Here is a 21,879-nt window from a genome sequence, read left to right as displayed (position 1 = left end):
TTCCAGATTCGATGACTAACTGACAGCCTGTACGAAAGGCTGACAGCCATGCCCCGCCCCTATCCGGCCGAGTTCCGTGCCCGCGCGATCGCGCTCGTACGCGCCGGCAAGCCCCAGAAGCAGACTGCTGATGATCTCGGTATTCATCCAGTTACGTTGTCCAAATGGATCAAGCAGGACGACATCGACCGCGGTGCACGGCGCTCAGGTAGTTGTGAACTGATCTGACTCGTCTGCCCGGGAGGATATGACAGTGGCCGGACGCAGCCCAGAAAAGCCCGAGAGTGCCGACGGGATAAGGAAATTGCGTTGCGCGACCAGCCGCTCAGGCCTTGATGCCGGCACCGTCGACACCGTCACCGACAACTCCAGTCTCCTTGCCTCTGCATGTCGTCGTCGCATAGGCAAACGAGCTACTCGTGCTCAATTCGATGCTCGTTTGGGTGTAGGTGGCTGCGTACGCAGGCCGTCGAGGGCTGCCTCGGCGATCGGGCGCACGTGGTCGGCATCGCCACGGACTCGGGCCACCGCAGCTATCAGATCGAGCATTTGGCCGATGTTGAGGTCACTGCGGAACTCACCCGATGCTTGGGCGGCCGCGAGCAAGGGCAAGCCCGCGGCACACAGCCTTGCCCGGTCGTTGGTAAAGAACGCGTTCTGGACGGCCCCGGACTCGAAGATCAGCTCGGTGGCAATGGCGTTGCGCGCGAACGCGAAATCGAAGAAACGGCGGGTCCAGATCGCGAAGGAACCACCAGAGGTCTGCCCGTTGATCCCTGCCGCCGCCGCGCACACCTCGCCGACCTCGTCGGTCAACACGGCTTCGAGTAGCTGTCGTCTGCCCGGGAAGTTCCGGTAAAGCGTGGCCATCCCCACACCGGCTCGCCGCGCGACCTCGGCCATCGACACGTCACCGGCCCCGGGATCGTCGAAGGCGCGACGGGCTGCCACCAAGATCTTCTCGCGATTGCGAGTGGCATCAGCTCTGCGCTGAGGAATTGCCTGCGGGTCAGCTGCCACGTTCGCCTCCTTTGGGTGCAGTCAAAGTTACCGATGGATCCAGTCGGGTGGTCTACGAGGCACGCCCATCGCCGGGCAGAAGGCCGCGCTCGTCGTCTAGGCCCTCGGGATCCACATGTCGTCACCGTGGCGCGAGGAGGCCATGTGGTCGTTGACGAATGTGGAGATCGGCAGGTACACGATGGGCTCGCCGGTCCGTGGGAGACGATGATCGAGCCGGGACGGTCGTTGGTGACCCAGGTGTCGAAGTAAAACGCCGCGGGCGGAGTCTGCGTGCTCCCCGTAGACGAGCAGCGCGTCGACGCCCTCTCGATCCATGAAGGCGCGGGCCAGATTCCAGCGACGTTCGCGTTCGGCCCAGGAGTACGTCGGTACGAACGTTCCGGGTATCTCGGTAACGTAATCGTCCTCTACGAGCTTGCGGTAGTGGGTGTCGCGGGTGCCGAAGCGGCCCGTTCGTCAGCGGGTCGGCGGCGCAGGCTCGGCTGCTGCAGAGCCGGTGGTGCGTAGGCCATGTCGAGGGCTCCGATGTCGGTGCCGGGCGCAACGATGGCGTCGATCCGGTCGAGGACTTCGTCGTCGAGGCTGATCTCTAGGCCGGCGAGGGTGTCGTCGAGGTGCTCCATGGTGCGTGGCCCGACGATGGCGGAGGTAACACCGGGGTGGGCGATCGCGAAGGCCATCGCCATGTGGGTGAGCGACATCCCCGCATCCTCGGCCACGGGGATGAGCGCCTCGACGGCATCGAGGCGCCGCTCGTCGGTCAGGTGTGCGAAGCCGGCGCTCGCGCGCTTACTGTCGGTGTGCTGACCCTTGCGGTACCGGCCGGTGAGCATGCCCTGGGCAAGCGGGCTCCACACCAGGGTGCCCATCCCGTAGCGCTGACACACCGGCAGCACCTCGCGTTCGATGCCGCGGTTGAGGATCGAATACGGCGGCTGCTCGCTGCGGAACCGCTGCAAACCGCGCCGCTCAGCCACCCACTGCGCCTCGACGATCTCCGATGCGGGAAAGGACGACGCGCCGATGGCCCGAACCTTGCCGCTGTGCACCAGGTCCGAGAGGGCCGAGAGCGTTTCCTCCACGTCGACCAAGGGGTCTGGCCGGTGGACTTGGTAGAGATCCAGATAATCGGTTTGCAGGCGGCGCAACGAGTTCTCGACCTCGGTGAGGAGCCAGCGCCGCGAGTTGCCTTGTTGATTGGGATCCTCGCCCATCGACAAGTACGCCTTGGTGGCGAGCACGACATTGTCCCGGCGACCCTTGAGGGCCTTGCCGACGATCTCCTCCGACTCGCCGCCAGAGTAGAAGTCCGCGGTGTCGATGAAGTTGATCCCGGTGTCGAGCGCCTTGTGGATGATGCGGATCGACTCGTCGTGGTCGGGGTTGCCCTGGGCGCCGAACATCATCGCTCCAAGGCAATACGGGCTGACTCTCATGCCGGTCCGGCCCAACGTGCGGTAGTCCATGGTGGCTCCTCTGCTCGTCACCATCCACAGCGCCGGGCGGACGGGATAAGCTGCCGAGACAGCGGACAGCCTATCCACTTATAGTATTGGATAGGCTCTCCACTTGTACCCCGATGCCCCCGATTTCGACGCCAACTATCCCCAGACCTTCAGTGTCAACGAGCGGGACTGGGACGATCTGGAAGGGTTTGTCCACGGGGACCCCGCTGTAGAACTCGATGCCCATGACCCTGGAACCGGCACCCGACCGAATCGTCACGCGCTACGCGACGTTGCCTACGACGAGGGGGAACGGACTTGACGAGAAAGACGATCCTCGATGAACGATGCACCCGGCCGCTATCTACTCGGCAACGCGCTCCACGTCCGCATCCTGACCACCAGCGAGGACACGGACGGCCGCCACGATGTCGTCGACGCTTATCAGTTCCCCAACACTGCGACGTCCTTGCACTTGCACACCCGCTACGAGGAGCGCCTTGCCATCGTCGAGGGCAGTTGCACGATTTGGGTAGGTTCGGACACGTTGCAGTTGAGGGTCGGGGACTTCGCGACGATACCGCTGAACGTTCCCCATGCGGTCAAGTCGGGCCCGCGCGGCTGCCGTTCGTTTCTGATGACGTCACCCGCCGGCTTCGCGGAGCTGATCGCGCGGACGGCGACGCCCGATGACGGCTCGGGTGCCGGTGCCGAGATGGACGCCGAGCTCTTCGCCGCCGTGTCCGCCGAACTGGGCGATCAACTCCTAGGTCCGCCGGGAATGGTGCCCGCAGATCTACTCTAGGTTCCCTCGGTGATTCTTCGCGGTCGGCGTGCGTAAATCGGACCGGCGCTGCGGGGCCTCGGCCGAACGTAAGTCATATCGAATACGTTGATTACACGGAAGAGTTCAGCGCTGGTGCATGGAAGTTCGTGTCCGAAAGGAATAGGTAAGGATGAAGGATTCGCCCTCATCATTGTTACAAATTGAAGTTCTGCCTGCGGAGGCGTCTAGCGATGTGAATGCGATGAGGCGGATAGTTGACCTGGTAAATCAGGTCTATGCCGTTGCAGAAGAGGGCTTTTGGCGGCAGGGCGCCACCCGCACCACCCTTGAGGAGATCATCGAGTTCACGCAGGCCAGACAGATCGTCGTCGCCCGGCTCGGCGGCACCATCGTGGGTTCGATTCGCGTTCAACGCCTCGACTCCCACACCGGTGAGACGGGAATGTTGGTGAGCGATCCGAACCACCGGGGCATCGGGATAGGGCGAGAACTACGCCGTTTCGTCACCGACCTCCTCCGGGCCGACGGGGTCACTACCTTGCAGATCGAACTCCTCGTCCCGCGAAACTGGACACAAGAATCAAAGACATTCATGGCGGACTGGAACGCACGGTCGGGTTACAAGGTGGTCCGCCAAGGCAGGTTCGAAGATCAATATCCGCACCTCGCACCGCAGCTGGCGACGCCGTGCGACTTCATCATTTACAACAAAGCCATCTGATCTGACGAAGTCTCTGCCATGCGACCCGGTCCAAACGTTCTGCAGCGCAACTGTGCGACCAACCCGACGTCCTCACGGTTGGGTCCACCCTCGGCGTGGACCGCGTGGGCCGAGAACTCGGCGGGTTGCCCCAGACGCGGTTCTGCGCCACAGTGACTTCGGTCGTCAATCTCATCCTGATCGTGAGTCTGCGTGCACCAGAGGACATCCACGCGATGGCGTCGGAGCTGCAATCGCGTCACCCGAGCGTGGTGGTCGTGGATCAGCGACTGGTGCTGCAGCTGCATAAGATCACGGCAGGGTCCTCGACACCACCGGCCGATCACTGCGCATGGTGCCGGTGGATCCGTGGGTCCGGAACGTCCCGTAACGAGCCGGGCGCCCGTCACACGAGGCGAACGCGGTGAGCATCCAGTGGCGCGCGTGATCCAGCAGGCCGAGACCGGTGAGGGTGACCCGAGTGGCAACTACGTTACGGACAACGCCTCCTGGCACTGCGCGCTAGATTGGCCGCGGCCATCTCCATTTTGCGAAGGTAACTGGTCGCAGTGCTGACCACGTCATGTTTGCTTCGGCGATCAACGGAGCCGGCAAATGCCGGAGCGTATGATGGCGACATCGGTCATCCTTCAAACCCCAGAGAGTACCCATGGACACCGAAGCGCACCTCCAAATCGGTTCACTGCTGTTCGATGGGCTAGACCAGATCGACCTGACGGGTCCGTTCGAAATCCTTTCGCGCATACCGAATTCGACCTATCGCATATTCGGTAAGACCCGCGAGACGGTGCGGGACGTCAATGGGTTGCGGTTGACGCCAGACTGCGCCCTCGAAGATGTGCCCCGACTCGACGTCCTTCATGTGCCTGGCGGTTATGGTCAAGAAGCGCTCATGGACGACCAGGAGCTGCTCGCCTGGTTGCGCGATCAAGCGGAAACGGCACGGTGTGTGTTCTCGGTGTGCACCGGCGCGTTGATCTGTGGCGCGGCAGGGCTACTCGTCGGTCGGCGCGCGACAACGCATTGGGCGTCGATGCACCTGCTGCCGTTCTTCGGTGCCACGCCAGTGAATGAACGGGTGGTCGTCGACGGCAATATGGTTTTCGCCGCGGGCGTAACCGCCGGTATCGACGGCGCCCTCCGTGTCGCGGCCCAGCTGCGTGGTGACGAGATCGCCCAGACAATTCAGCTCTATATGGCCTATGCGCCGGAACCGCCATTCAACAGCGGCACGCCCGAGACGGCGCCAGCCGCGGTGTTGAAGCAGGCATTGCAGGCTACCCAGGCGGTAACGCAGCAGCGCGAGCAGACCGCCCGCGCCGTAGCACAACGGCTCGGCATTCGGACGACACCCGACCTTGACCCGGCAGAATCACCGACTTAGGGCGCTCGCCGGATGGTGCTGGCCCTAGGCGATCTTGGCGATCTTGGCGATCATCTTACCCGTGACGCGGCCGTGGAACATGTCCTGAAACGCAGCAGGAATGGCCTCGAGCCCCTCGACGAAGTGCTCGGCGTAACGCACCTTGCCGTCCGCCACCGCAGGAGCCAGCTCGGCAAGGAGCTCGGGGTAGCTGTCGAAGTAGTCAGGAACCGAGAAGCCCCGAATCGTGAGGTCCTTGTAGAGCACCGCCCTCATCAGATCGGGCAACCGGTCTGGCCCCCCGGGGCTCTTCGTCGCAGTTATTGCCGACATCACGCCGCCCACCGCGATCTGGGCCCTCAGGTTCAGGTGCGGCAGCAGCGCCACGACCATTGAGGCGCCCACGTTTTCGTAGACCGTGTCGATCCCGTCAGGCACTGCACGAGCAAGCTGTGCGGCGAAGTCGGGTGCCTTGTAGTCGACCGCGGCGTCCAGGCCGAGATCCTCCAGGAGGTGGCGTGACTTTTCCGGACCGCCAGCGACACCAACGACACGATAGCCCCGCAGCTTGCCGATCTGGGTTGCCGCGGAGCCGACGGCACCGGCGGCGGCGGTGACGAGGAGCGTGCCGCCCGGTTTCGGTTCAATGATCTTGGTGAGTCCCACCCAAGCCGTGAGACCCGTCATCCCCAACACGCCGAGATTCGCCGACAGCGGGGCCGTCTTCGGATCAATCGGCCTGAGGTCCGAACCGTCGGACAGTGCGTAGTCCTGCCAGCCGGACATGCTGCCCACGTGATCGCCCACCGCGAAGGCGGGGTTGTTGCTCTGCTCGACGACTGCGATGGTGAAGCCGAACATGGGGTCGCCAATCTCGATCGGCGGTTGGTCGCTGTTGGCGTTGCCCATGATGATGCGGTTGTAGGGATCCAACGAGACCAGCACGTTCCGGATCAGTACCTGACCGTCGCCGGGGACCGGCACGGGCACTTCCGTGACGTCGAAATCGCTGACCTTCGGGTCTCCGTGCGGCCGCGCCGCCAGGAGGATTCGACGATTCAATTGTTGACTCAAGATTCTGGTCTTTCTGGTAGTGGTCGAGCGGTTGATTACAGCCGATACTTCGCGCGGCGCGCGCCTCCTGCCAGTGCCCTCGCGCTCCGGGGGAGTGACAGGACCCCTCACGCCCGGTCTGAAGGGCATAGCGTTTGACTGTGACCGATAAGCTGAACCACCTCGGTGAGTACCTGCGCGCCCGCCGCGGGCTCATCGCACCTGCGCAGGCAGGCATCCCTGAGATCGGTGTGCGAAGGGTGCCCGGTCTGCGGCGCGAAGAGGTTGCCATGCTGGCCGGCATCAGTGCCGACTACTACCTGCGCCTCGAGCGGGGACGTGACCGGAACCCTTCCGTGCAGGTTCTCGAATCCATCGCCCGGGTGCTCCAGCTTGACGACGAAAACATGATCTACCTGCTGAGCCTCGCCGCAGACAAACCCCGACGGACGCGGCGCAGGGCACCCATGGAGACCGTCCCGACGGGCATGCTCAAGCTGCTGTCGGCGTTGACGCAGCCCGCCTTCGTCGAGGGCCGCTACTTCGATGTTCTGGCTGTAAACCCCTTGGCCACAGCGCTTTCATCCCGCCTCACGGTGGGACGCAACCAGTTACGGGACATGTTCCTCGATCCCGAGGAGATCGCTTTGCACCCGGACTGGGACGGCACCACCGAGTGCCTGATCTCAAGCCTGCGCCAGTCGGTCGGCACAGACATCGATGACCCGCGCTTCATCGAACTCGTTGGCGAGCTGTCGCTGGCCAGCCCTCGGTTCCGGGCAATGTGGTCAAGACACGACGTAGGGGCGCAGCGGGGGACGTCAACCCTGTTCGACCACCCTCAGATCGGCGAAATGCGACTCAACCGCGAAAGGCTGGCCATCAGCGGTGCTGACGGCATCTACCTCGTCATCTATCACCCCGAGGCCGGATCCGAAGACGCCGACAAGTTGGCCCTCCTAGCCTCGTCCGCGCTCGGGATCGAGACGGGCCGCAGGACCGACCACTCACCGGCTCGCCGTGCAAGTGACTAGGCATCAGCAGTAGAGGCGGCGGGCTGCGATGCGGCCATGGTCAGTTGCGGATTCGTACATTGGACCCACGCCAACGTGGATCTCGTTGTGCGGCAGCCAGATTACGACCGTGTTGTGTCGCAGCCCGATGCGAGGAAGAACTTCGGGGCTCAGTGGGAAGGTCAACGAAGTCGGCCGCAATACGCCGCGCTTCGCGCGATGTAATCCAGGGCATCCTCGGATAGAAGCCCTCCGAGTCATTGCAGCCCTTTGGGCGGGGCGCATATTCAGTGCGGAGGTCTTCCATCCTTTCGGGCCAGGGAACTGTCGGTCCTGTGGGGTTTGAATCCTTCAGCCGACGGGACCGGTCGTAGTGGTGCCGATGACCGGCCCTCTAGTGGCTGGTGCCGAGCGCGAAGCCGCCGTCCACCACGAGTTCGGCGCCAGTGGCGAAACTCGCACGCTGCGAGGCGGCGAACTCGATGAACTCGGCGATCTCCCCGGGTTGTGCCTGACGGGGTATGGGGAAGCTCTCGGTGGGGACGAGCTCCTCACCGTCGGGCCCGTAGGCGAGGGGAGTGTCAATGATGCCGGGAACGACCGCGTTGACGCGGATGTTGTCCGGAGCCAGATCGAGAGCCGCGTTCCGCGTCAGCCCCCGCAGGGCCCACTTGCTGGTGCTGTAGGCGGCAAGGCCGGGCGCGGCGGTGAGTCCGGATATCGAGCCCACGTTCACAATCGCCCCGCCGCCGCGCGTGCGCATCGACGGGGTGACCGCCCGTATGCCGAGCAGGGTGCCGGTTACGTTGGTGTCGAGTACTTTTCGCCATTGATCGACGTCGATCGACTGGGTTGTCCCGACGTGCAGGTAAGCGGCGTTGTTGATCAGGATGTCGACGCCGCCGTACCTCTCGTTCGCGGTGTGCACCAAAGCGCCCCATCCGGTCTCGCTGGTGATGTCCAAAGCGACACCGACCGCTTCGCCGGGCGCCTGCTCTGCGATAACCGCGCTGTCGTGGCGGGCGGCCACCACGACGTTGGCGCCTGCGGACGCGAACCTGTCGACCAGGGTGCGCCCCAGCGCTCCGGCGGCGCCGGTGATGACGACGGTGCGTCCTTCGAACTCGGACATGCTCGATTCTCCTTCTCTCAGGTGGGTGTGTTCGCGATTACCGGGCGTCGGCGACGAAGTCGTCGGCGTCGGTGGAGTAGGCGAGATCCTTCGCGTCTTCGAGCGCCGAAAGGCGCTCCCGCAGTGCGGCTGTGGCCATCACGTAGGCATCCGAACCCAGTGTGAGGCGCTTGGGCGCCACCGGGTTGTCAACGGACGCGATGATCGCCTGTGCGATCTTGGCGGGATCACCGGGGGCGGGCAACGGGGGGAGTTCACCGGCCAACATGCGGCGCAGCTGTCCCGGAGGGGCGTCGTCGTACGCGGCCAGCGCCGCACCCATGTCCGCGCTCGGGCCACCGAAACCCGTCCGGGCGACACCGGGTTCGACCAGGGTGACACCGATGCCGAATCCGGCGATGTCGGCGGCCGCCGATTCCCAGAACCCCTCGATACCCCATTTGGTGGCGTGGTACATGCTCATCGCCGGGAACGCCACCTGCCCGCCGACGCTGGCGACCTGCACGATCCGTCCGCCGCCCTGGGCGCGCAGGTGGGGCATAACGGCTCGCGCCAACTGGATCGGCGCGACGAGATTGGTCGCGATCTGGCGGTCGATCTGGTCGTCGGACACCTCCTCGGCGGCGCCGAACAGTCCGTAGCCCGCGTTCGAGACGACCACCTCGATCCTGCCGAGGTCACCGAAGGCCCTCCCGACGACATTGCGCGTCTCCGCGGTGTCGGTGACGTCGAGCGAAGCCCGCCACAGGCGATCCCCGTACTCGGTGGCGAGATCGTCGAGGACCTCGGGCCGGCGTGCGGTTGCCGCGACCCTGTCGCCGCGCTCCAGTAGTTGCTCGACGAGGTGACGACCGAAGCCCGACGACGTGCCGGTGATGAACCAGGTGAGGGACATGACAACAACCTTTCGTTAGGTAACCAACCAGTTATATACATAGTTTCTACATGACCGTCCCGACGTATGCAACTGTTTGGTTACAAACGTTCCTTGGACGCCTCCCCGGACCACTGCGCCAGTGGGACCTGGTTGCTCTCCATCTAGTTAGTTAAGTACAGTCCGGGCATGCCACCCGATTCGACGGAGACCAAGCGCCGGCTCATGCAAGCCGCTCGCGCCGAGTTCGCCGAGCACGGCCTCGCCGGTGCGCGAGTGGACCGAATCGCCGAACGGGCCGACGCCAACAAGCGTTCGATCTACATGCACTTCGGCACCAAGGAGGAGTTGTTCGACCTAGTGGTCTCTATGAGCCTGGTCGAGCTGGCGGAAGCAGTTCCGTTCGATGTCACCGCCATGCCGTCGTATGCGGGTGACCTCTACAGCACGTTGCAGGGCCGCCCAGACATCTTCCGGCTCACCTCGTGGGCGGTACTGGAGCGCCCGCGTCCGCTCGACGCCGAAATGGACTCCTACCGCGGGAAAGTCGAGTCGATCGAGCGTGCGCAGCAAGGCGGTGCGATAGCTTCCGAGCCCGATGCGGCCACGATGATGTCGATGGTCCTCGCCATCGTGACGAGTTGGGACCACGCGTCGTGGTCGTTGCGAGCCGTACGTCCGGCGGGGCTGCCCGACGATCGTCGGGCGGACGTCGAGACCGCGGTCGCCAGGCTGGTGACCGTGCGCGGCGTTGCATCCCGCGATTAGCCGAGCGGCCGACTCCGCGGGCATTGGTGTCACGTCATAGCGGGCGTGCCTCGTCGGCTCGGCCGTCGGTAAGCGGAGGGGGCTCGTGAAGTGAGCGTTTGGTGATGGGCGGCGGGGCTGGATACCACCGGTCGGGTTCGGAATTAGATGAAGTGGTCGCAGCCTCAGTGTCGAAGAAGGAAAATGAATTCTGATCGAGCCAACGGCACCGTCATAAGAGAATTCCTCGATCAGCATGGCGAGGGAATCCATCACATTGCCTTCGAGTGCAACAACGCGCCCTGGGAGCAACGGTTGAAGATGTTCGCCGACCGCGGCTTTACCGCAGGTATCCCCGGTGACCAGCGTCGCCAGCTGCACGCGGTCGGTGACGGCGCTCAACGCCCCAATGTCGTGTAGGCCTCCAGTATTGGCTCGTCCGGTGCGCCCATCCCCGGCAGCTGGTAGAAGTGGTCCATCAGGAACACGGTGTCAAATCCGGCGGCTTCAGCCTCCTGCGCCCGCCACTCAGGAGTGTTGCTCGATGTAATCGGCCGCGTCTTTGTCGTCGCCACTGATCCCCTGGCCCGCCTGATGTTCGGCGTAGAAACGCAGCCACTGCATGCCCAACTCGTGGCGCAATTCCAGCGAGGCGCTCTTGATGAAGTCGGGCATGGCCTCGCGCTCTTCCTCGTCGAGGTGCTCGCCGTTCTCCTTACGCGCAGCGATCACGGCCTCGAACCATTCGTCGGTACCCACATCGCGCTGCCGGGATCGCCGGACCGCGTCACGAATGGCGTTGTGGTCGGTAATGGCGTCTTCGGTCTCGTCCTCGGGATCACCTTCGGGGTTTCCGGGGTCGTCCTTCCCACCGTGCTTGAGCAGCGCCGGATAGAACACCGCTTCCTCCGCGTCGGCGTGGGTGTCGAGCCGCTTGCCGAGCACATCCCAGATCGCGGCGAGCTCTTCCTGGGTGGTGGCGTCGTCCAGCCGGAAGAACATCCGGCGCAGCCAGTCGTGGTCGGCATAGATCAGCTCGATGATGTCCGCCATGGTGTGAGACCTGATTTCTTGAGTCGGGACCGCACGTCATCGATGGCCTCGATGCACTGCCGGTGTTCCCAGCAGCGCGGCGCTCAATCGGACCTGCGCCGACAGGAACCGAACCCCCGGCGATGATCCCACTTTGGTGTCCCATTATTCGGGCGAGGATTCATATGCTGTGATTCGACAGTTCGGCTCCACGACCCACTCACCCCGACGTAGCACCCCCTCGACGTCCAGTGCGGGACCCAGCACCACCAGATCGGCGGGCGCTCCCTGGACAAGGCCCGACGCTGGGAGTCCCAGCGCGCGCGCCGGATTGATCGACGCCTGCCGCACGGCGGACAGCAGGGCGTCTTCGCGCGCCAACCCGCTGTGCGTGACCGCGTACCGGAAGACCACGTCCATGGTGGCGGTACTTCCTGCGATGGTGTCGGTACCTGCAACCCGCGCCACGCCTGCGACGACGTCGACCGCCAGCGGTCCCAGGTGGTAGACCCCGTCAGACATCCCGGTTGCCGCCATGGCATCGGTAATCAGCGACACTCGATCCGGACCAGCCGACCGCGTGACGTGCCTATAGATCGCGGGGTCGACGTGCACGCCGTCGGCGATCAGTTCCACCGTCACCCGCGGGTCCTCGAGCAGGGCGATCACCGGACCGGGTTCGCGCCGGTCGATGGGACGCATGGCGTTGAACAGGTGCGTGCCCACGCGCGCTCCCGCCTCGATCGCCTCGCGGGTCTGGTGGTAGCTGGCTTCCGTATGCCCTACTGCGGCAACCACTCCCGCGTCCGTCAGCAGGCGGATCGCCGCGACCGCGCCGTCTCGCTCAGGCGCGATCGTCACCATGCGTATCGCTCCCTCGCCCGCGTCGAGCACTCGCTCGATCTCGACCGGGTCGGGATCTCGCATCAACGACGGCTGGTGGGCGCCGCACCGCAGGGGCGACAGCCACGGGCCCTCGAGGTGGATGCCGTCGAGTCGACCGGCCCGCACGTCGACCGCGAGTCCCGCGACCTGGCGCATGAGGCCCTCCGGCGCCGCCGTAACCAGCGATGCGACCAGGGTGGTGGTGCCGTGGTCACGGTGCAGCGCCACGGCCGTTGCGGTCTCGTCGGACGACGCTGCGGAGAAGTTTCCTCCGCCGCCACCGTGGACGTGCGTGTCGACGAACCCTGGCACGACGGTGACGTCGCCGAGATCGCGGTCCGGTGGACCCGGTGGCGTGCCTTCACCGGCACCGACCACGCAGGCCCCGGCCACCTCGATCCACCCGGGACGCAACATATTCGGCCCCGTCACGACCGTGCCGGCGGTGAGCAGCACTCAGATGCCCTGCCAATCCGGTTTCGACCGATGGGTCTCGCGGTAGTAGTCGATGAGCTGCAGCCGTCGGGCGGCGGCGGCGTCAAGCAGCACCGTCACGTGCGGATGGTGCTGCAGGATGGTGGCGGGCCACATCGCGCTGACCGCACCTTCCACCAATTGATGCACCGCCTCGGCCTTGCCGCGCCCCGTTGCGACGAGGACGACGTGGCGAGCGTCCATGATCGTCGCCAATCCCTGGGTCAGGCAGTGCGTCGGCACGGCGTCCACGTCGCCGCCGAAGAAGCGGGCGTTGTCGACGCGGGTCTGCCGAGTCAGCGTCTTGATCCGCGTACGCGACGCCAGTGAGGACCCCGGTTCGTTGAACGCGATGTGGCCGTCGGTGCCGATCCCGAGGATCTGCAGGTCGACCCCGCCCGCGTTGCGGATCGCCGCCTCGTATGCGGCACAAGCAGCGGGTATGTCGGCCGCCAGTCCATCGGGGCTCTGCACGGCGTCCGGCCCGAAGTTGACGCGCTTGACGAAGACCTCGTCGATCACGGTGCGGTAGCGCTGGGGATGATCAGCGGGCAGACCGACGTACTCATCGAGGGTGAAGCCCTGGGCGTGCGCGAACGAGACGTCCCCGGCCTTGGAGCGCTTCGCCAGTTCGTCGTAGATCGCCAGCGGCGACGAGCCGGTGGCCAGGCCGAGCACCGCGGTGGGCTTGCGATACAGGAGCGCCCCTATCGCATCCGACGCGAGCGCGGCGATCTCTCCGGCGTCGGCCAGAATGATGACCTCCATTACCGGCGCGCCGTGAACAACGCTGCACCAGAGGCGATGTCGGCTCCCTCGAGCACCGATTCGGCGGGCACCACGTTGGCCGCCTCACGTTCGTCCATGACCACGACCGGCACGATTGGATTCAGGCCCTTCGCCACCACCGTCGGTACGTCGTAGGTGATGATCAACTGTCCGGCGGTGACGTCGTCGCCCTGGCTGACGTGTGCGGTGAAACCCTCACCATCGAGTGCCACGGTGTCGAGACCGAGGTGCACCAGTATCCCGACGTTGTCGGGCGTGAGGACCACGAACGCGTGCGGCATCAGCTTGAGTAACTTTCCGCCGACGGGCGCCACCGCCTCGACCACCCCCCGGGGTGGGTCGATCGCCGCGCCGTGGCCGACCATGCCCTGACTGAAGACGGGGTCTGGCACGTCCTGCAGTGCAACGGCACGACCGGTGACCGGCGCGAAAACTGACGTTGTGCTCACTGTGATGGCCCCTTCGTCTTCGACTGCCTCAACAATACGAACGCACGCAACAGGGTCTCGCGTTCATGGGTTCTCGTCTAAGCTTCCGCATGGCTTCACCCAGTGGCTGAAGCCATGCGGCACGGGAGGAGCATGACCATGGGTGAGGCGCCGAAATTCCCGGAGGCACAATCGAAGTCCGGACTTCGGATACCAGGGTTCTCCCAACTGCAACGGTTGGGCAAGAGCCTCATGCTGCCGATCGCAGTGCTGCCCGCTGCAGGCATCCTGCTTCGACTCGGGCAACCGGACTTGCTGGGGCGCATCGACGCCCCGGTGATCGGACCGTTCTTCCTGGCGATGAGCGCGGCCGGCGACGCGCTGTTTGCCAATCTGCCCCTGCTGTTCGCGGTTGGCGTCGCGATCGGCTTCGCGAAGAAGGCCGACGGATCCACGGCGCTCGCAGCGGTAGTGGGCTATCTCGTGGTCCAGGCAGTCTTCAAGACGATGTCGCCGATCGTCCTGGCGGGCGAACTGGACAAGGTCGGTGACCAGGCGCAGATCAACTACAGCGTGTTCGCGGGCATCGTGGTCGGGTTGCTGACGGCATGGCTGTTCGACCGCTATCACACCATCGAATTGCCCTCGTACCTCGGCTTCTTCGGCGGTCGACGCTTCGTGCCGATCGTCGTGTCACTGGCCTGCCTCTTCCTAGCCTTCGCGATGAGTTACTTCTACCCGATCTTCGACGCAGGCCTGACCAGCCTCGGCCAGTTCATCGGCGGTGCCGGCGCATTCGGCGCCTTCGTCTACGGCTTCGCCAACAGAATGCTGATTCCGCTGGGGCTGCACCACATTCCGAACTCCTACGTGTGGTTCATTTACGGCGACTACCAGACGCCGGACGGCAACGTCGTGACCGGCGAACTGACCCGGTTCGCTGCAGGCGACCCAACGGCCGGTCTGCTCACGTCGGGGTTCTATCCCATCCTGATGTTCGGTTTGCCCGCAGCCGCTCTGGCGATGATCCACGTGGCCAACAAGAAGCAGCGCAAGGTCGCGGTCGGCATCCTCTCGGCCGCCGGCCTTACCGCATTTGTCACCGGCATCACCGAACCGCTCGAATTCGCGTTCATGTTCGTCGCGTTCCCGCTCTACGTGGTCCACGCGGTGCTGACCGGTCTCTCGCTGGCGATCGCGTACCTACTCGACATTCACCTCGGCTTCTCGTTCTCGGCCGGTCTCATCGATCTCCTGCTGTACGGCACGGCGCCGGCCGCGAAGAACATCCCGCTACTGATCGGCATGGGAGTGGTGTTCTTCGCCGTCTACTACCTGCTGTTCCGGTTCGCGATCAAGAAGTGGAACATGCGCACGCCCGGTCGCGAACCCGAGGAAGAGTTCGAGGCAGAGGAGCGCGCCAACCTGGGCGAGAGCGTTGACGCCACCTCCACCATCACCACCGGGACCGGGGGCGCCACTGCCACAGCGACCGCCGTCGAGAGCAAGGCGGAGCAGTTGATCTCGGCGTTCGGTGGTCGACACAACCTGGTCAACGTCGACGCCTGCATCACGCGTCTGCGCATGGAGGTGGTGGACAAGGACAAGGTGGACCACGCGCGACTGAAGAGTCTCGGCGCGGCGGGCGTCGTAGAGGTCGGCAACAGCGTTCAGGCGGTCTTCGGCACGCATGCCGAGGCACTGAAGAACGATATCGCCGAGATCCTCTGAATTGGTGCGGCGTCGGGATGAGCCGAACCCACCGGTGTGCCCCCTGCGATCGCCTTCGGGGGAGAGGGGCTGATTAGGCTCCTGCCAGCACATGTTCGCTGGATAATCCCGGTTATCCATGATGCGCTCGTTGTCCAGGCGTTGTCCCGTCTGCAGCGAACGGGCGACCAACGGTGCTCCATCGGCGTCCGGTCTGAGTGGTTCGCCACCTAGATGCGAGATGGGGCCGACGAAGACCCCACCGTGGCGCACCAGCTGTACCCCTCGCGGTTCACGAGCACGCGCGACGGATGAAGGGCCAACGTCACCTGAGCGGTTGGCCGAGGCAGAAATCGATGGCCACGCGGACACCGTGTAGTCGTCGCCCGCTCCAGAGGGCACTGATCGCACCGGTCGAACGAGTGAAGGCCGATGGGGCGCTGAACTACTCGGGTTCACCGCTGTGGATGTCGATGCCTTCGGATTCGCGGATTCCAAGAACATCGATGGGTGCCTCGCCAGCGTCTTCGTGCGCTATGTTGTCGACTTCGGCGTCGAGCACGATCAGCGGCAGTTCACCGCCATTCTCGTAAAGGAACCGTTCACGGTAGGCCCAGTAGGCAGCGTCCGCTACGTCGTCGACCATCTTCCAGTTCAGGGCCGCGCCTATGGCGATCCCCGCGATAGGTACGAACTGGCCCAGCTTCTTCTTGGTCAGCTTTTGCCCGAATTGCCCGGCGAACCTCTCGGCGACCTTGACGATCGGGTAGCCGATCCGTTTGTGTGGCCTAGGATCGACAACGACCTCCGTCAGGCTGTGTTGCGTCAACTCGATGAGTCCCTATCAATCTACGATAATTCTGGCATTTTTGGCGAGTTCGAAGCAGAGTTCGCGGTCTCCGTACAGCGAACGCACGCACTTCTGTTCAACTCGGGAACCTCGGCCATTAGTGCTATGTACGAAGCTATCTACTCAGGCGACACGCCGTGCTTTGATCGTGTCGATCTCGAGGCCACGAGCCAGCATCTGAGCTCGCCAGCCATCAAGCATTGCGTCGAAGACGGTCTCGTCTGCTCGCAGCAGCGAAACATCGTCGGCACGCAGAATCCGAGGGACGAAGCCCGGGAGCTGCTCAGCGGCCATCGCTGACTCCGTCTGATAGTCGGCTCAACCACGTGGGTGCCGCCCGGGACGTTGACCAGGGAATGGGCAATGACCTAGCGGGACATATTAATTCGTCACTGTGACGTTTTCGCGGGCTGTTGGCGGACGGAGGGCAGCCGGGCGCGGCCTTGCCGGGTGGGCCTGAGTAAACCAGCATCGACATCTCGTCACAGAACAACGAAATCGTTCATTAAGTGATTGAAATCTAGTTCAAGCTGGGGCGACGATTAACAGATGACACGCCTTGCCGGTCGGTGGATAGAAACCGGAGGGGTCAAGCTTGTCAGCTGCGCCAACGTTGTTATCACGCAGAGGTGCGAGTCCTTGCACCTAATGCAACTCGCATTGGCTACTTGCCGATAACCCACATTATGTCAACTAAACGTCCCCGTTTTCATCAGATGAATCATCTCCCAACCAACCGCCGACGACAAGCTTCACCGGCTATATCAACGTGCGAAGGCTGCGATAGCCTCGCGCAATTCCCCTGAGCTAACGGAGCGATCCCGCTTCGACGGGGGTCATTCACAGGTGAGGCCCTACCTGCCAGAGGACCGAAGTGACGCTCGCATTCACGATCAACAGGGGCGGCACGGCGCACGCAATGACGCTCGACTTCACGACTAGATGACGACGCAGTTCGCGATCAAAGCCAGTGTCTGTTGATTCATCAGGTGAATCAATCGGTGTTGCACAGAAAGTCAAGGGTGCCACGGTATCCATCGCCGGGCGGGCCCAATAGCGCCGCTCCCCCACGGGGGGCCGATAGCTTGAAGAGGCGCGGGGCGGGAGTCGAGGTATCTCGCTGGATCATGTCTGATGAGCTTCGATGCGGGCGGCAAGGACTGCTGTCCATTCGTTGAGGTATTCATCGTCGGGGAAGTGAGTAGCCGGTTCGCGGAACAGACCGGTTGCGAAGCGAGCGCCAAGGATGCCGTTGACTCCCAATGCGGCCAACACCACGCAGTGCCGCTTCTTCAGTGTCGGTCCCCACGCGCGGATCCAGTCGGCGAGTTCGGCGGTCAGGCCGTCGATGAGGGCGCCGTAGGCCGTGTCGAGTCGGGGCGACAGGCCGGCGGGGGTGCGGGCGGCGATCTGGAGCAGCTCGAGCTCTTGGTCGATAACGGTGAGCAGGTAGCGGCCGAGCACGGTCAATTCCGCGCGTAGGTCATCCAGGCCCGCGAACAGTGTCCGGATGTCGTGCATGGCGCGTCTGCGATCGAGTTGCCGGTCGATGCCAGCGCCCAAGAGGGCTTCCTTGGATTCGAAATGGCGGTAGAGGGCTCCCGACCCGGGCGAGAGTCCGGCCGCGGCTTCAATCTGGGAAACGCTGGTCGCTTCGAATCCCTTGGTGCTGAACAACCGCATCGCCTCGGTCACGAGCCGTTCGCGCGTGGGGGCCGCTGTCATGATTGACCTCTCGCAAGTGATCACTTATCCTCTGTACGAGTTCACTTTACTACACGTCCGATCGAGTGGGAGTGATTCGATGCCGCAGCAAGACAGGCCTGTGCCGCGTGGGCGGATCCGTCGCACGATGCCGCTGGCCGGGTTCACAGCCAGGGCTGCCGGCGGTCGACTCGTCGCTGGCCTGCGGGAAAGGGCCGGTAGCGACGGTGCCGTCGAGCGCTTCCACGAACGCACCGCCGACCACTATGCCGAGCTGCTCGGCCACTCCAAGGGCGCGTTGATGAAGGTCGGGCAGATCATGTCGATGATCGATGCCAGCGCACTCGGCACAGGCGGGTTCTCGCCCTACCAAAAGGCCATGAACCGACTGCAGGCCGACGCTTCACCGATGCATCCCGCATTGGTACGTGAAGTCCTTAACGCCGAACTCGGCTCCGCCGTCGAGCAATTCGCCGAGTTCGATGAAACGGCGATGGCCGCCGCATCGATCGGTCAGGTCCACCGCGCCCTCCTGCGCGATGGTCGCCAGGTTGCCGTCAAGATTCAGTATCCCGGTGTGGCCCAAGCCATCCGCGAGGATCTGGCTAATACCGAGCTGTTGACGACGTTTCTGCGGTTCGCCACGTCGGCGTCGGGGATGACGGCCGACGTTCGGGCCGTAGCGCGCGAGGCGGCGGCGCGGATCTCCGAAGAGGTGGACTATCGGCACGAAGCGGCCATGATCGCGGCCTTCAGTGAGCTTTACCGAGGTCACCCGTTCATCCGAATCCCCGATGTCATTCCTGAAGCCTCCGGTGACCGGGTGCTGACGATGACCTTCCTCGACGGAATGGACTGGGCGGCTGCCCAACAGGCCGATCAGGACCTGAGAAATACTTGGGCCGAAGCTATTGCGCGGTTCTGCTGGGGCAGCTACCGGCATGCCAACCTGTTGCATGCCGACCCCCACCCAGGCAACTACCGTCTCAACTCCGACGGCACCGTCGGATTCCTCGACTTCGGCTGCGTGAAGGTCCTGCCCGAGCCACAGCGCTGGCGACTGATCGCGATGGTCCGCGCCGTCTTCGAGGGTCGCAAAGAGGACCTACGCAACCTCCTGGTAGAGATGGACTTCGTCCCGTTCGACTCCGACCTCACCGCCGACGAGCTATATCAGTGGCAGTCGGAACTCCTCTACGAGACCGCCGTGATGCCTCAGCCGGTGACGTTCACACCTGAGGCGACCCGCCGCGCCATTCGCGGCATATTCGACGTGCGGGACGCTAACCATCCGATTGCCCGCATGAACACACCCGACGACTTCGTGTTCCTGTCGCGCGTCCAACTCGCGATCGCCAGCGTGTTGGCCAGCCTGCGTGCCACGTTGCCGGCACGGGCAATGGCAGACGACATGGACGGAGTCGCCGAACCGACCACTGAGCTCGGCAAGCTGCACCACGCCTGGGTCCGTGAACGCGGCTTGCCGTCGGCATTGGATCACCATGACCACGTCTGACACGACGGCCGCGCGGCTGCCGTGGGATGCCGCCGACCCCTACCCGTTCTACGAGGCCTGCCGCCGCCGCGGCGACGTGGTCTGGGATCCCGCCGCGCAGGCTTGGCTGGTGCTGGGCTACCACGCCGCTCGCGAGGTGTTGGCCGGGCCGGCCTGGATCAGCGATCCGCGCGCCAACCCAACCGCCAGTGAGGCTTTGAGGTTTCTCAATCCCCAGTTTGTCGATGCCAGCATGCTGTTCACCGACGGACTATCCCACGATCGACTCCGGGGCGCGGTCCGTGATGTGTTCACCCGCTCCTTCATCGCCGGACTCAGCGATGGTATCGAGTCGATCTGCGCCTCGGCGGTGGCCGACGTGGCCATCGGCGAGGACTTCGACGTCATGTCCCAGATCGCGCTGCCGCTGCCGATTGCCGTCATCGGCGCATGGCTGGGCCTGGACACCGACCAGTGCGCCGGGCTGCGCGAGCACTCCCCCGCCATCATCCGGCTCCTGGGCGGCTTCGCCGACGACGACGAGCTAGAAGCCGGCCTCGCGGCCTCGGCCGTGCTGATCGCAGACTTCCTGCCCGCCGCCGCCGACCGCCGTAGCCACCCCGGCGACGACCTGCTGAGCTACCTTGCCGCTGACCCTAACCTGAGTCTCGACGAGGTCGTTGTCACCGCAATCCTCATCGCGGTAGCCGGCCACGAAACCACCGCAAACCTGCTCGGTGCCAGCCTGATCCGGCTACTCACCCCGGGCCCCGCCGGTGAACGGCTAGCCGACCGGATCGACCCCAATGATGCCGACGTCGTCACCGAGCTGTTGCGCCTGGACTCCCCCGTGCAAGCCACCGCGCGCACCGCCACTGCCGATCAGACCCTCGCCGGCGTCGATATCGCCTGTGGTGACCCCGTTTTGGTGTGTGTGGCCGCGGCTAACCGCGATCCCCACGTCTACGACCACCCGGATCACTATGAGTCCGGCCGGTCCGGACCGACGCCCATCGCCTTCGGCCATGGCGCGCACTACTGTCTCGGCGCGAGCCTAGCGCGACTGGAAATCGCCGCAGCCCTGCACCACATCCTGGGGCGATGGCCAGTCCTCGCCGGCACCCCCGTCTGGCGCGACACCCCCGCTATCCGCGGCCCACTCACCGTTCCAGCTAGGTTCACCACTTAGACTTAGAAGAGATGCGGAGCCACCAAGGTCCGCAGACGCTTAGGAAACAACCCTGACACCACCTCGCCTACCCTTTCATAACGCCTGCAGTGGAAGACTGCCCCGGCATTCTTCGCAGGCTCAAGCGGGCATGACGTCAATCCCATGCTCACGTTGAGGGGCGAATACGACGGAATCGAATATGCAAGCTTACCGGTAAACGTCGCCGCTTTCATCTGATGGATCACCAAACCAGAAGTATCTCAACGTGTTTCACGTCGCGCGACTGACCTCGCCTTTCGTTTCTTCGAGCTAAGTCGAGTGAATCAGCCACTGGCACAGAAAGTTATCCGTTGGGGCGCCGTAGTTCGACGGTAGTGCGGGGCCGTCCAAGACGTAGATCGTAATTCGATTCGCTCGGCTCCAACAACCGCCGACGTCACCGCAGACGGCCCGGTGTGCCGTCGGCTAGGCTGAGAGCCAGCAATCGCTGGAGGGTAACCATGGGTTCACTTGAGCCGACTAACTCGGTGGCGGCATTCTGCATTGCGTCGGAGGCATGTGACGTAGACGGGATGGTCGCGACCTTGGCTCCCGACGCCGAACTGGTGTCGCCGTTATCCGGCCGAATGGTGTTCCGAGGGCGAGACGATCTGCGGGTTTTGTTGGCGGCGATATACGGAAGCCTGCACGAGCTGAAATGGACCGATGCACTGGGCGATGGCACGGTGCGGGTCGCGGTGAGCGAGGGCAAGATCGCCGGCATTCGGTTTACGGATGCGATGGTGTTTGAACTCGACGGGGTCGGGCGGATCCGGCAACTCCGGCCGCATCTACGGCCGTTGCTTGCCATCATCGTGTTCGCGGCGATGCTCGGGCCAAAGATGGCCCGACGCCTCGGGGTGGTGCGCCGGGCGCTGTCTCACCGATAGGCCGCTCGGCCGGCCATCCCCCGCCGGCATTCGTCAACGGGATCCAGAAAGACTCCCGGAACGGTGGTTACTGCCGCGTTCGTCGACCATTCGCGGGAACAGGGGTGCTCCCCGCAGCGGGCGGTAGTCGGCGGCGGCAACGGCTGCTGCCCGCCTTCACCGAAGTGCTTCCCGCCTTCACCAACGGCTGCTTACGACCCCCAACCCAAGACCTCACCGAATAACTGGCGCAGATTCGCGGGCACTCGGCGCCA

General features: G+C 64.2%; 21 protein-coding genes and 2 pseudogenes. 10 read left to right on the top strand and 13 right to left on the bottom strand.

Features of this window, described 5'->3' with window-relative positions; translation table 11 throughout:
- Nucleotides 1–48 precede the first annotated feature (48 nt).
- Nucleotides 49–201: pseudogene (locus I7X18_RS15025) on the top strand (transposase); the annotation flags it as partial.
- A 222-nt stretch (nucleotides 202–423) separates the two neighbouring features.
- Here the strand turns inward: I7X18_RS15025 and I7X18_RS15020 are convergent.
- A complete protein-coding gene (locus I7X18_RS15020; RefSeq protein ID WP_408632898.1) occupies nucleotides 424–951 on the bottom strand; it encodes a TetR/AcrR family transcriptional regulator in 528 nt (175 codons plus the stop codon).
- Nucleotides 952–1,430: 479 nt separating this feature from the next.
- On the bottom strand, nucleotides 1,431–2,489 hold the full coding sequence (locus tag I7X18_RS15015; protein WP_193048410.1) for an aldo/keto reductase: 1,059 nt from the start codon (nucleotides 2,487–2,489) through the stop codon (nucleotides 1,431–1,433).
- 319 nt (nucleotides 2,490–2,808) lie between these two features.
- Between I7X18_RS15015 and I7X18_RS15010 the strand changes: the two genes are divergently transcribed.
- From I7X18_RS15010 to I7X18_RS15000, 3 genes are all read left to right on the top strand, one after another.
- Complete coding sequence (locus I7X18_RS15010) at nucleotides 2,809–3,273, top strand: cupin domain-containing protein (protein WP_193048411.1); 465 nt, start codon at nucleotides 2,809–2,811, stop codon at nucleotides 3,271–3,273.
- A gap of 151 nt (nucleotides 3,274–3,424) precedes the next feature.
- On the top strand, nucleotides 3,425–3,976 hold the full coding sequence (locus I7X18_RS15005; RefSeq protein WP_193048412.1) for a GNAT family N-acetyltransferase: 552 nt from the start codon (nucleotides 3,425–3,427) through the stop codon (nucleotides 3,974–3,976).
- 649 nt (nucleotides 3,977–4,625) lie between these two features.
- Complete coding sequence (locus I7X18_RS15000) at nucleotides 4,626–5,360, top strand: DJ-1/PfpI family protein (protein WP_193048413.1); 735 nt, start codon at nucleotides 4,626–4,628, stop codon at nucleotides 5,358–5,360.
- A 24-nt stretch (nucleotides 5,361–5,384) separates the two neighbouring features.
- Here I7X18_RS15000 and I7X18_RS14995 read toward each other — a convergent pair whose 3' ends face one another.
- Nucleotides 5,385–6,413, bottom strand: a complete 1,029-nt coding sequence (locus I7X18_RS14995) for an NADP-dependent oxidoreductase (protein ID WP_198730455.1) — start codon at nucleotides 6,411–6,413, stop codon at nucleotides 5,385–5,387.
- A gap of 140 nt (nucleotides 6,414–6,553) precedes the next feature.
- Between I7X18_RS14995 and I7X18_RS14990 the strand changes: the two genes are divergently transcribed.
- Nucleotides 6,554–7,426: a helix-turn-helix domain-containing protein gene (locus I7X18_RS14990; RefSeq protein WP_193048415.1), complete on the top strand. Its 873-nt coding sequence runs from the start codon at nucleotides 6,554–6,556 to the stop codon at nucleotides 7,424–7,426.
- Nucleotides 7,427–7,799: 373 nt separating this feature from the next.
- Here I7X18_RS14990 and I7X18_RS14985 read toward each other — a convergent pair whose 3' ends face one another.
- Both I7X18_RS14985 and I7X18_RS14980 read right to left on the bottom strand, forming a co-directional pair.
- Entirely contained in the window at nucleotides 7,800–8,537 is a 738-nt protein-coding gene (locus tag I7X18_RS14985; RefSeq protein ID WP_193048416.1) for an SDR family NAD(P)-dependent oxidoreductase, read from the bottom strand.
- A 37-nt stretch (nucleotides 8,538–8,574) separates the two neighbouring features.
- Nucleotides 8,575–9,432 (bottom strand): SDR family oxidoreductase, encoded by an 858-nt coding sequence (locus I7X18_RS14980; protein WP_193048417.1) that lies wholly within the window; start codon nucleotides 9,430–9,432, stop codon nucleotides 8,575–8,577.
- Between the two features lie 168 nt (nucleotides 9,433–9,600).
- On the opposite strand from I7X18_RS14980, the gene I7X18_RS14975 reads away from it, so the two are divergent.
- On the top strand, nucleotides 9,601–10,179 hold the full coding sequence (locus I7X18_RS14975) for a TetR/AcrR family transcriptional regulator (RefSeq protein WP_193048419.1): 579 nt from the start codon (nucleotides 9,601–9,603) through the stop codon (nucleotides 10,177–10,179).
- 327 nt (nucleotides 10,180–10,506) lie between these two features.
- Here I7X18_RS14975 and I7X18_RS29635 read toward each other — a convergent pair.
- The 5 genes and pseudogenes from I7X18_RS29635 to I7X18_RS14950 form a co-directional block, all read right to left on the bottom strand.
- Nucleotides 10,507–10,682 (bottom strand): annotated as a pseudogene (locus I7X18_RS29635) (LLM class flavin-dependent oxidoreductase); the annotation flags it as partial.
- 4 nt (nucleotides 10,683–10,686) lie between these two features.
- Nucleotides 10,687–11,211, bottom strand: a complete 525-nt coding sequence (locus tag I7X18_RS14965; protein ID WP_193048422.1) for a hemerythrin domain-containing protein — start codon at nucleotides 11,209–11,211, stop codon at nucleotides 10,687–10,689.
- 144 nt (nucleotides 11,212–11,355) lie between these two features.
- Nucleotides 11,356–12,531 (bottom strand): N-acetylglucosamine-6-phosphate deacetylase, encoded by a 1,176-nt coding sequence (gene nagA, locus I7X18_RS14960; protein ID WP_193048424.1) that lies wholly within the window; start codon nucleotides 12,529–12,531, stop codon nucleotides 11,356–11,358.
- Nucleotides 12,532–13,317 carry a glucosamine-6-phosphate deaminase gene (gene nagB, locus I7X18_RS14955; RefSeq protein ID WP_193048425.1) on the bottom strand — a complete coding sequence of 262 codons (786 nt, stop codon included), beginning with the start codon at nucleotides 13,315–13,317 and terminating at the stop codon, nucleotides 12,532–12,534.
- On the bottom strand, nucleotides 13,317–13,787 hold the full coding sequence (locus tag I7X18_RS14950) for a PTS sugar transporter subunit IIA (protein ID WP_193048427.1): 471 nt from the start codon (nucleotides 13,785–13,787) through the stop codon (nucleotides 13,317–13,319). Before I7X18_RS14950 ends, nagB begins: the two co-directional genes overlap by 1 nt.
- A 138-nt stretch (nucleotides 13,788–13,925) precedes the next feature.
- On the opposite strand from I7X18_RS14950, the gene I7X18_RS14945 reads away from it, so the two are divergent.
- Nucleotides 13,926–15,497: a PTS transporter subunit EIIC gene (locus I7X18_RS14945; RefSeq protein WP_193048429.1), complete on the top strand. Its 1,572-nt coding sequence runs from the start codon at nucleotides 13,926–13,928 to the stop codon at nucleotides 15,495–15,497.
- 424 nt (nucleotides 15,498–15,921) lie between these two features.
- Here the strand turns inward: I7X18_RS14945 and I7X18_RS14940 are convergent, their stop codons facing one another.
- The 3 genes from I7X18_RS14940 to I7X18_RS14930 all read right to left on the bottom strand — a co-directional run bounded on the left by I7X18_RS14940 (nucleotide 15,922) and on the right by I7X18_RS14930 (nucleotide 18,051).
- The gene (locus tag I7X18_RS14940) at nucleotides 15,922–16,305 is read right to left on the bottom strand and encodes an EcsC family protein (RefSeq protein ID WP_226864427.1); all 384 of its coding nucleotides are present in this window, start codon (nucleotides 16,303–16,305) and stop codon (nucleotides 15,922–15,924) included.
- Between the two features lie 144 nt (nucleotides 16,306–16,449).
- Nucleotides 16,450–16,620 (bottom strand): hypothetical protein, encoded by a 171-nt coding sequence (locus I7X18_RS14935; RefSeq protein WP_226864428.1) that lies wholly within the window; start codon nucleotides 16,618–16,620, stop codon nucleotides 16,450–16,452.
- Nucleotides 16,621–17,451: 831 nt separating this feature from the next.
- Nucleotides 17,452–18,051, bottom strand: coding sequence for a TetR/AcrR family transcriptional regulator (locus I7X18_RS14930; RefSeq protein WP_193048430.1), 600 nt, complete (start codon nucleotides 18,049–18,051; stop codon nucleotides 17,452–17,454).
- A gap of 79 nt (nucleotides 18,052–18,130) precedes the next feature.
- Here I7X18_RS14930 and I7X18_RS14925 point away from each other — a divergent pair, with 79 nt between their 5' ends.
- The 3 genes from I7X18_RS14925 to I7X18_RS14915 all read left to right on the top strand — a co-directional run bounded on the left by I7X18_RS14925 (nucleotide 18,131) and on the right by I7X18_RS14915 (nucleotide 21,625).
- Nucleotides 18,131–19,546, top strand: a complete 1,416-nt coding sequence (locus tag I7X18_RS14925; RefSeq protein WP_193048447.1) for an ABC1 kinase family protein — start codon at nucleotides 18,131–18,133, stop codon at nucleotides 19,544–19,546.
- The gene (locus I7X18_RS14920) at nucleotides 19,533–20,714 is read left to right on the top strand and encodes a cytochrome P450 (RefSeq protein ID WP_193048432.1); all 1,182 of its coding nucleotides are present in this window, start codon (nucleotides 19,533–19,535) and stop codon (nucleotides 20,712–20,714) included. The genes I7X18_RS14925 and I7X18_RS14920 overlap by 14 nt, the downstream gene beginning before the upstream one ends.
- Before the next feature lie 554 nt (nucleotides 20,715–21,268).
- Nucleotides 21,269–21,625 (top strand): nuclear transport factor 2-like protein, encoded by a 357-nt coding sequence (locus tag I7X18_RS14915; protein WP_232375248.1) that lies wholly within the window; start codon nucleotides 21,269–21,271, stop codon nucleotides 21,623–21,625.
- The last annotated feature ends 254 nt before the right edge of the window (nucleotides 21,626–21,879 follow it).

This window comes from Mycolicibacterium baixiangningiae (assembly GCF_016313185.1).
GTDB classification, from domain to species: Bacteria; Actinomycetota; Actinomycetes; order Mycobacteriales; family Mycobacteriaceae; genus Mycobacterium; species Mycobacterium baixiangningiae.
The sequence above is the reverse complement of the archived record's forward strand: the minus strand, read 5'-3'. Positions and strand labels throughout refer to the sequence as shown.

What these genes read in the sequence shown, in the direction of transcription:
- I7X18_RS14935 (WP_226864428.1), bottom strand. Translation starts at nt 16,620, where the DNA reads ATGGCCGCTGAGCAGCTCCCGGGCTTCGTCCCTCGGATTCTGCGTGCC.
- nagB (WP_193048425.1), bottom strand. Translation starts at nt 13,317, where the DNA reads ATGGAGGTCATCATTCTGGCCGACGCCGGAGAGATCGCCGCGCTCGCG.
- I7X18_RS14915 (WP_232375248.1), top strand. Translation starts at nt 21,269, where the DNA reads ATGGTCGCGACCTTGGCTCCCGACGCCGAACTGGTGTCGCCGTTATCC.
- I7X18_RS14985 (WP_193048416.1), bottom strand. Translation starts at nt 8,537, where the DNA reads ATGTCCGAGTTCGAAGGACGCACCGTCGTCATCACCGGCGCCGCCGGA.
- I7X18_RS15000 (WP_193048413.1), top strand. Translation starts at nt 4,626, where the DNA reads ATGGACACCGAAGCGCACCTCCAAATCGGTTCACTGCTGTTCGATGGG.
- I7X18_RS14980 (WP_193048417.1), bottom strand. Translation starts at nt 9,432, where the DNA reads ATGTCCCTCACCTGGTTCATCACCGGCACGTCGTCGGGCTTCGGTCGT.
- I7X18_RS14965 (WP_193048422.1), bottom strand. Translation starts at nt 11,211, where the DNA reads ATGGCGGACATCATCGAGCTGATCTATGCCGACCACGACTGGCTGCGC.
- I7X18_RS14925 (WP_193048447.1), top strand. Translation starts at nt 18,131, where the DNA reads ATGCCGCAGCAAGACAGGCCTGTGCCGCGTGGGCGGATCCGTCGCACG.
- I7X18_RS15015 (WP_193048410.1), bottom strand. Translation starts at nt 2,489, where the DNA reads ATGGACTACCGCACGTTGGGCCGGACCGGCATGAGAGTCAGCCCGTAT.
- I7X18_RS14945 (WP_193048429.1), top strand. Translation starts at nt 13,926, where the DNA reads ATGGGTGAGGCGCCGAAATTCCCGGAGGCACAATCGAAGTCCGGACTT.
- I7X18_RS14920 (WP_193048432.1), top strand. Translation starts at nt 19,533, where the DNA reads ATGACCACGTCTGACACGACGGCCGCGCGGCTGCCGTGGGATGCCGCC.
- I7X18_RS14930 (WP_193048430.1), bottom strand. Translation starts at nt 18,051, where the DNA reads ATGACAGCGGCCCCCACGCGCGAACGGCTCGTGACCGAGGCGATGCGG.
- I7X18_RS15005 (WP_193048412.1), top strand. Translation starts at nt 3,425, where the DNA reads ATGAAGGATTCGCCCTCATCATTGTTACAAATTGAAGTTCTGCCTGCG.
- I7X18_RS14975 (WP_193048419.1), top strand. Translation starts at nt 9,601, where the DNA reads ATGCCACCCGATTCGACGGAGACCAAGCGCCGGCTCATGCAAGCCGCT.
- I7X18_RS15010 (WP_193048411.1), top strand. Translation starts at nt 2,809, where the DNA reads ATGAACGATGCACCCGGCCGCTATCTACTCGGCAACGCGCTCCACGTC.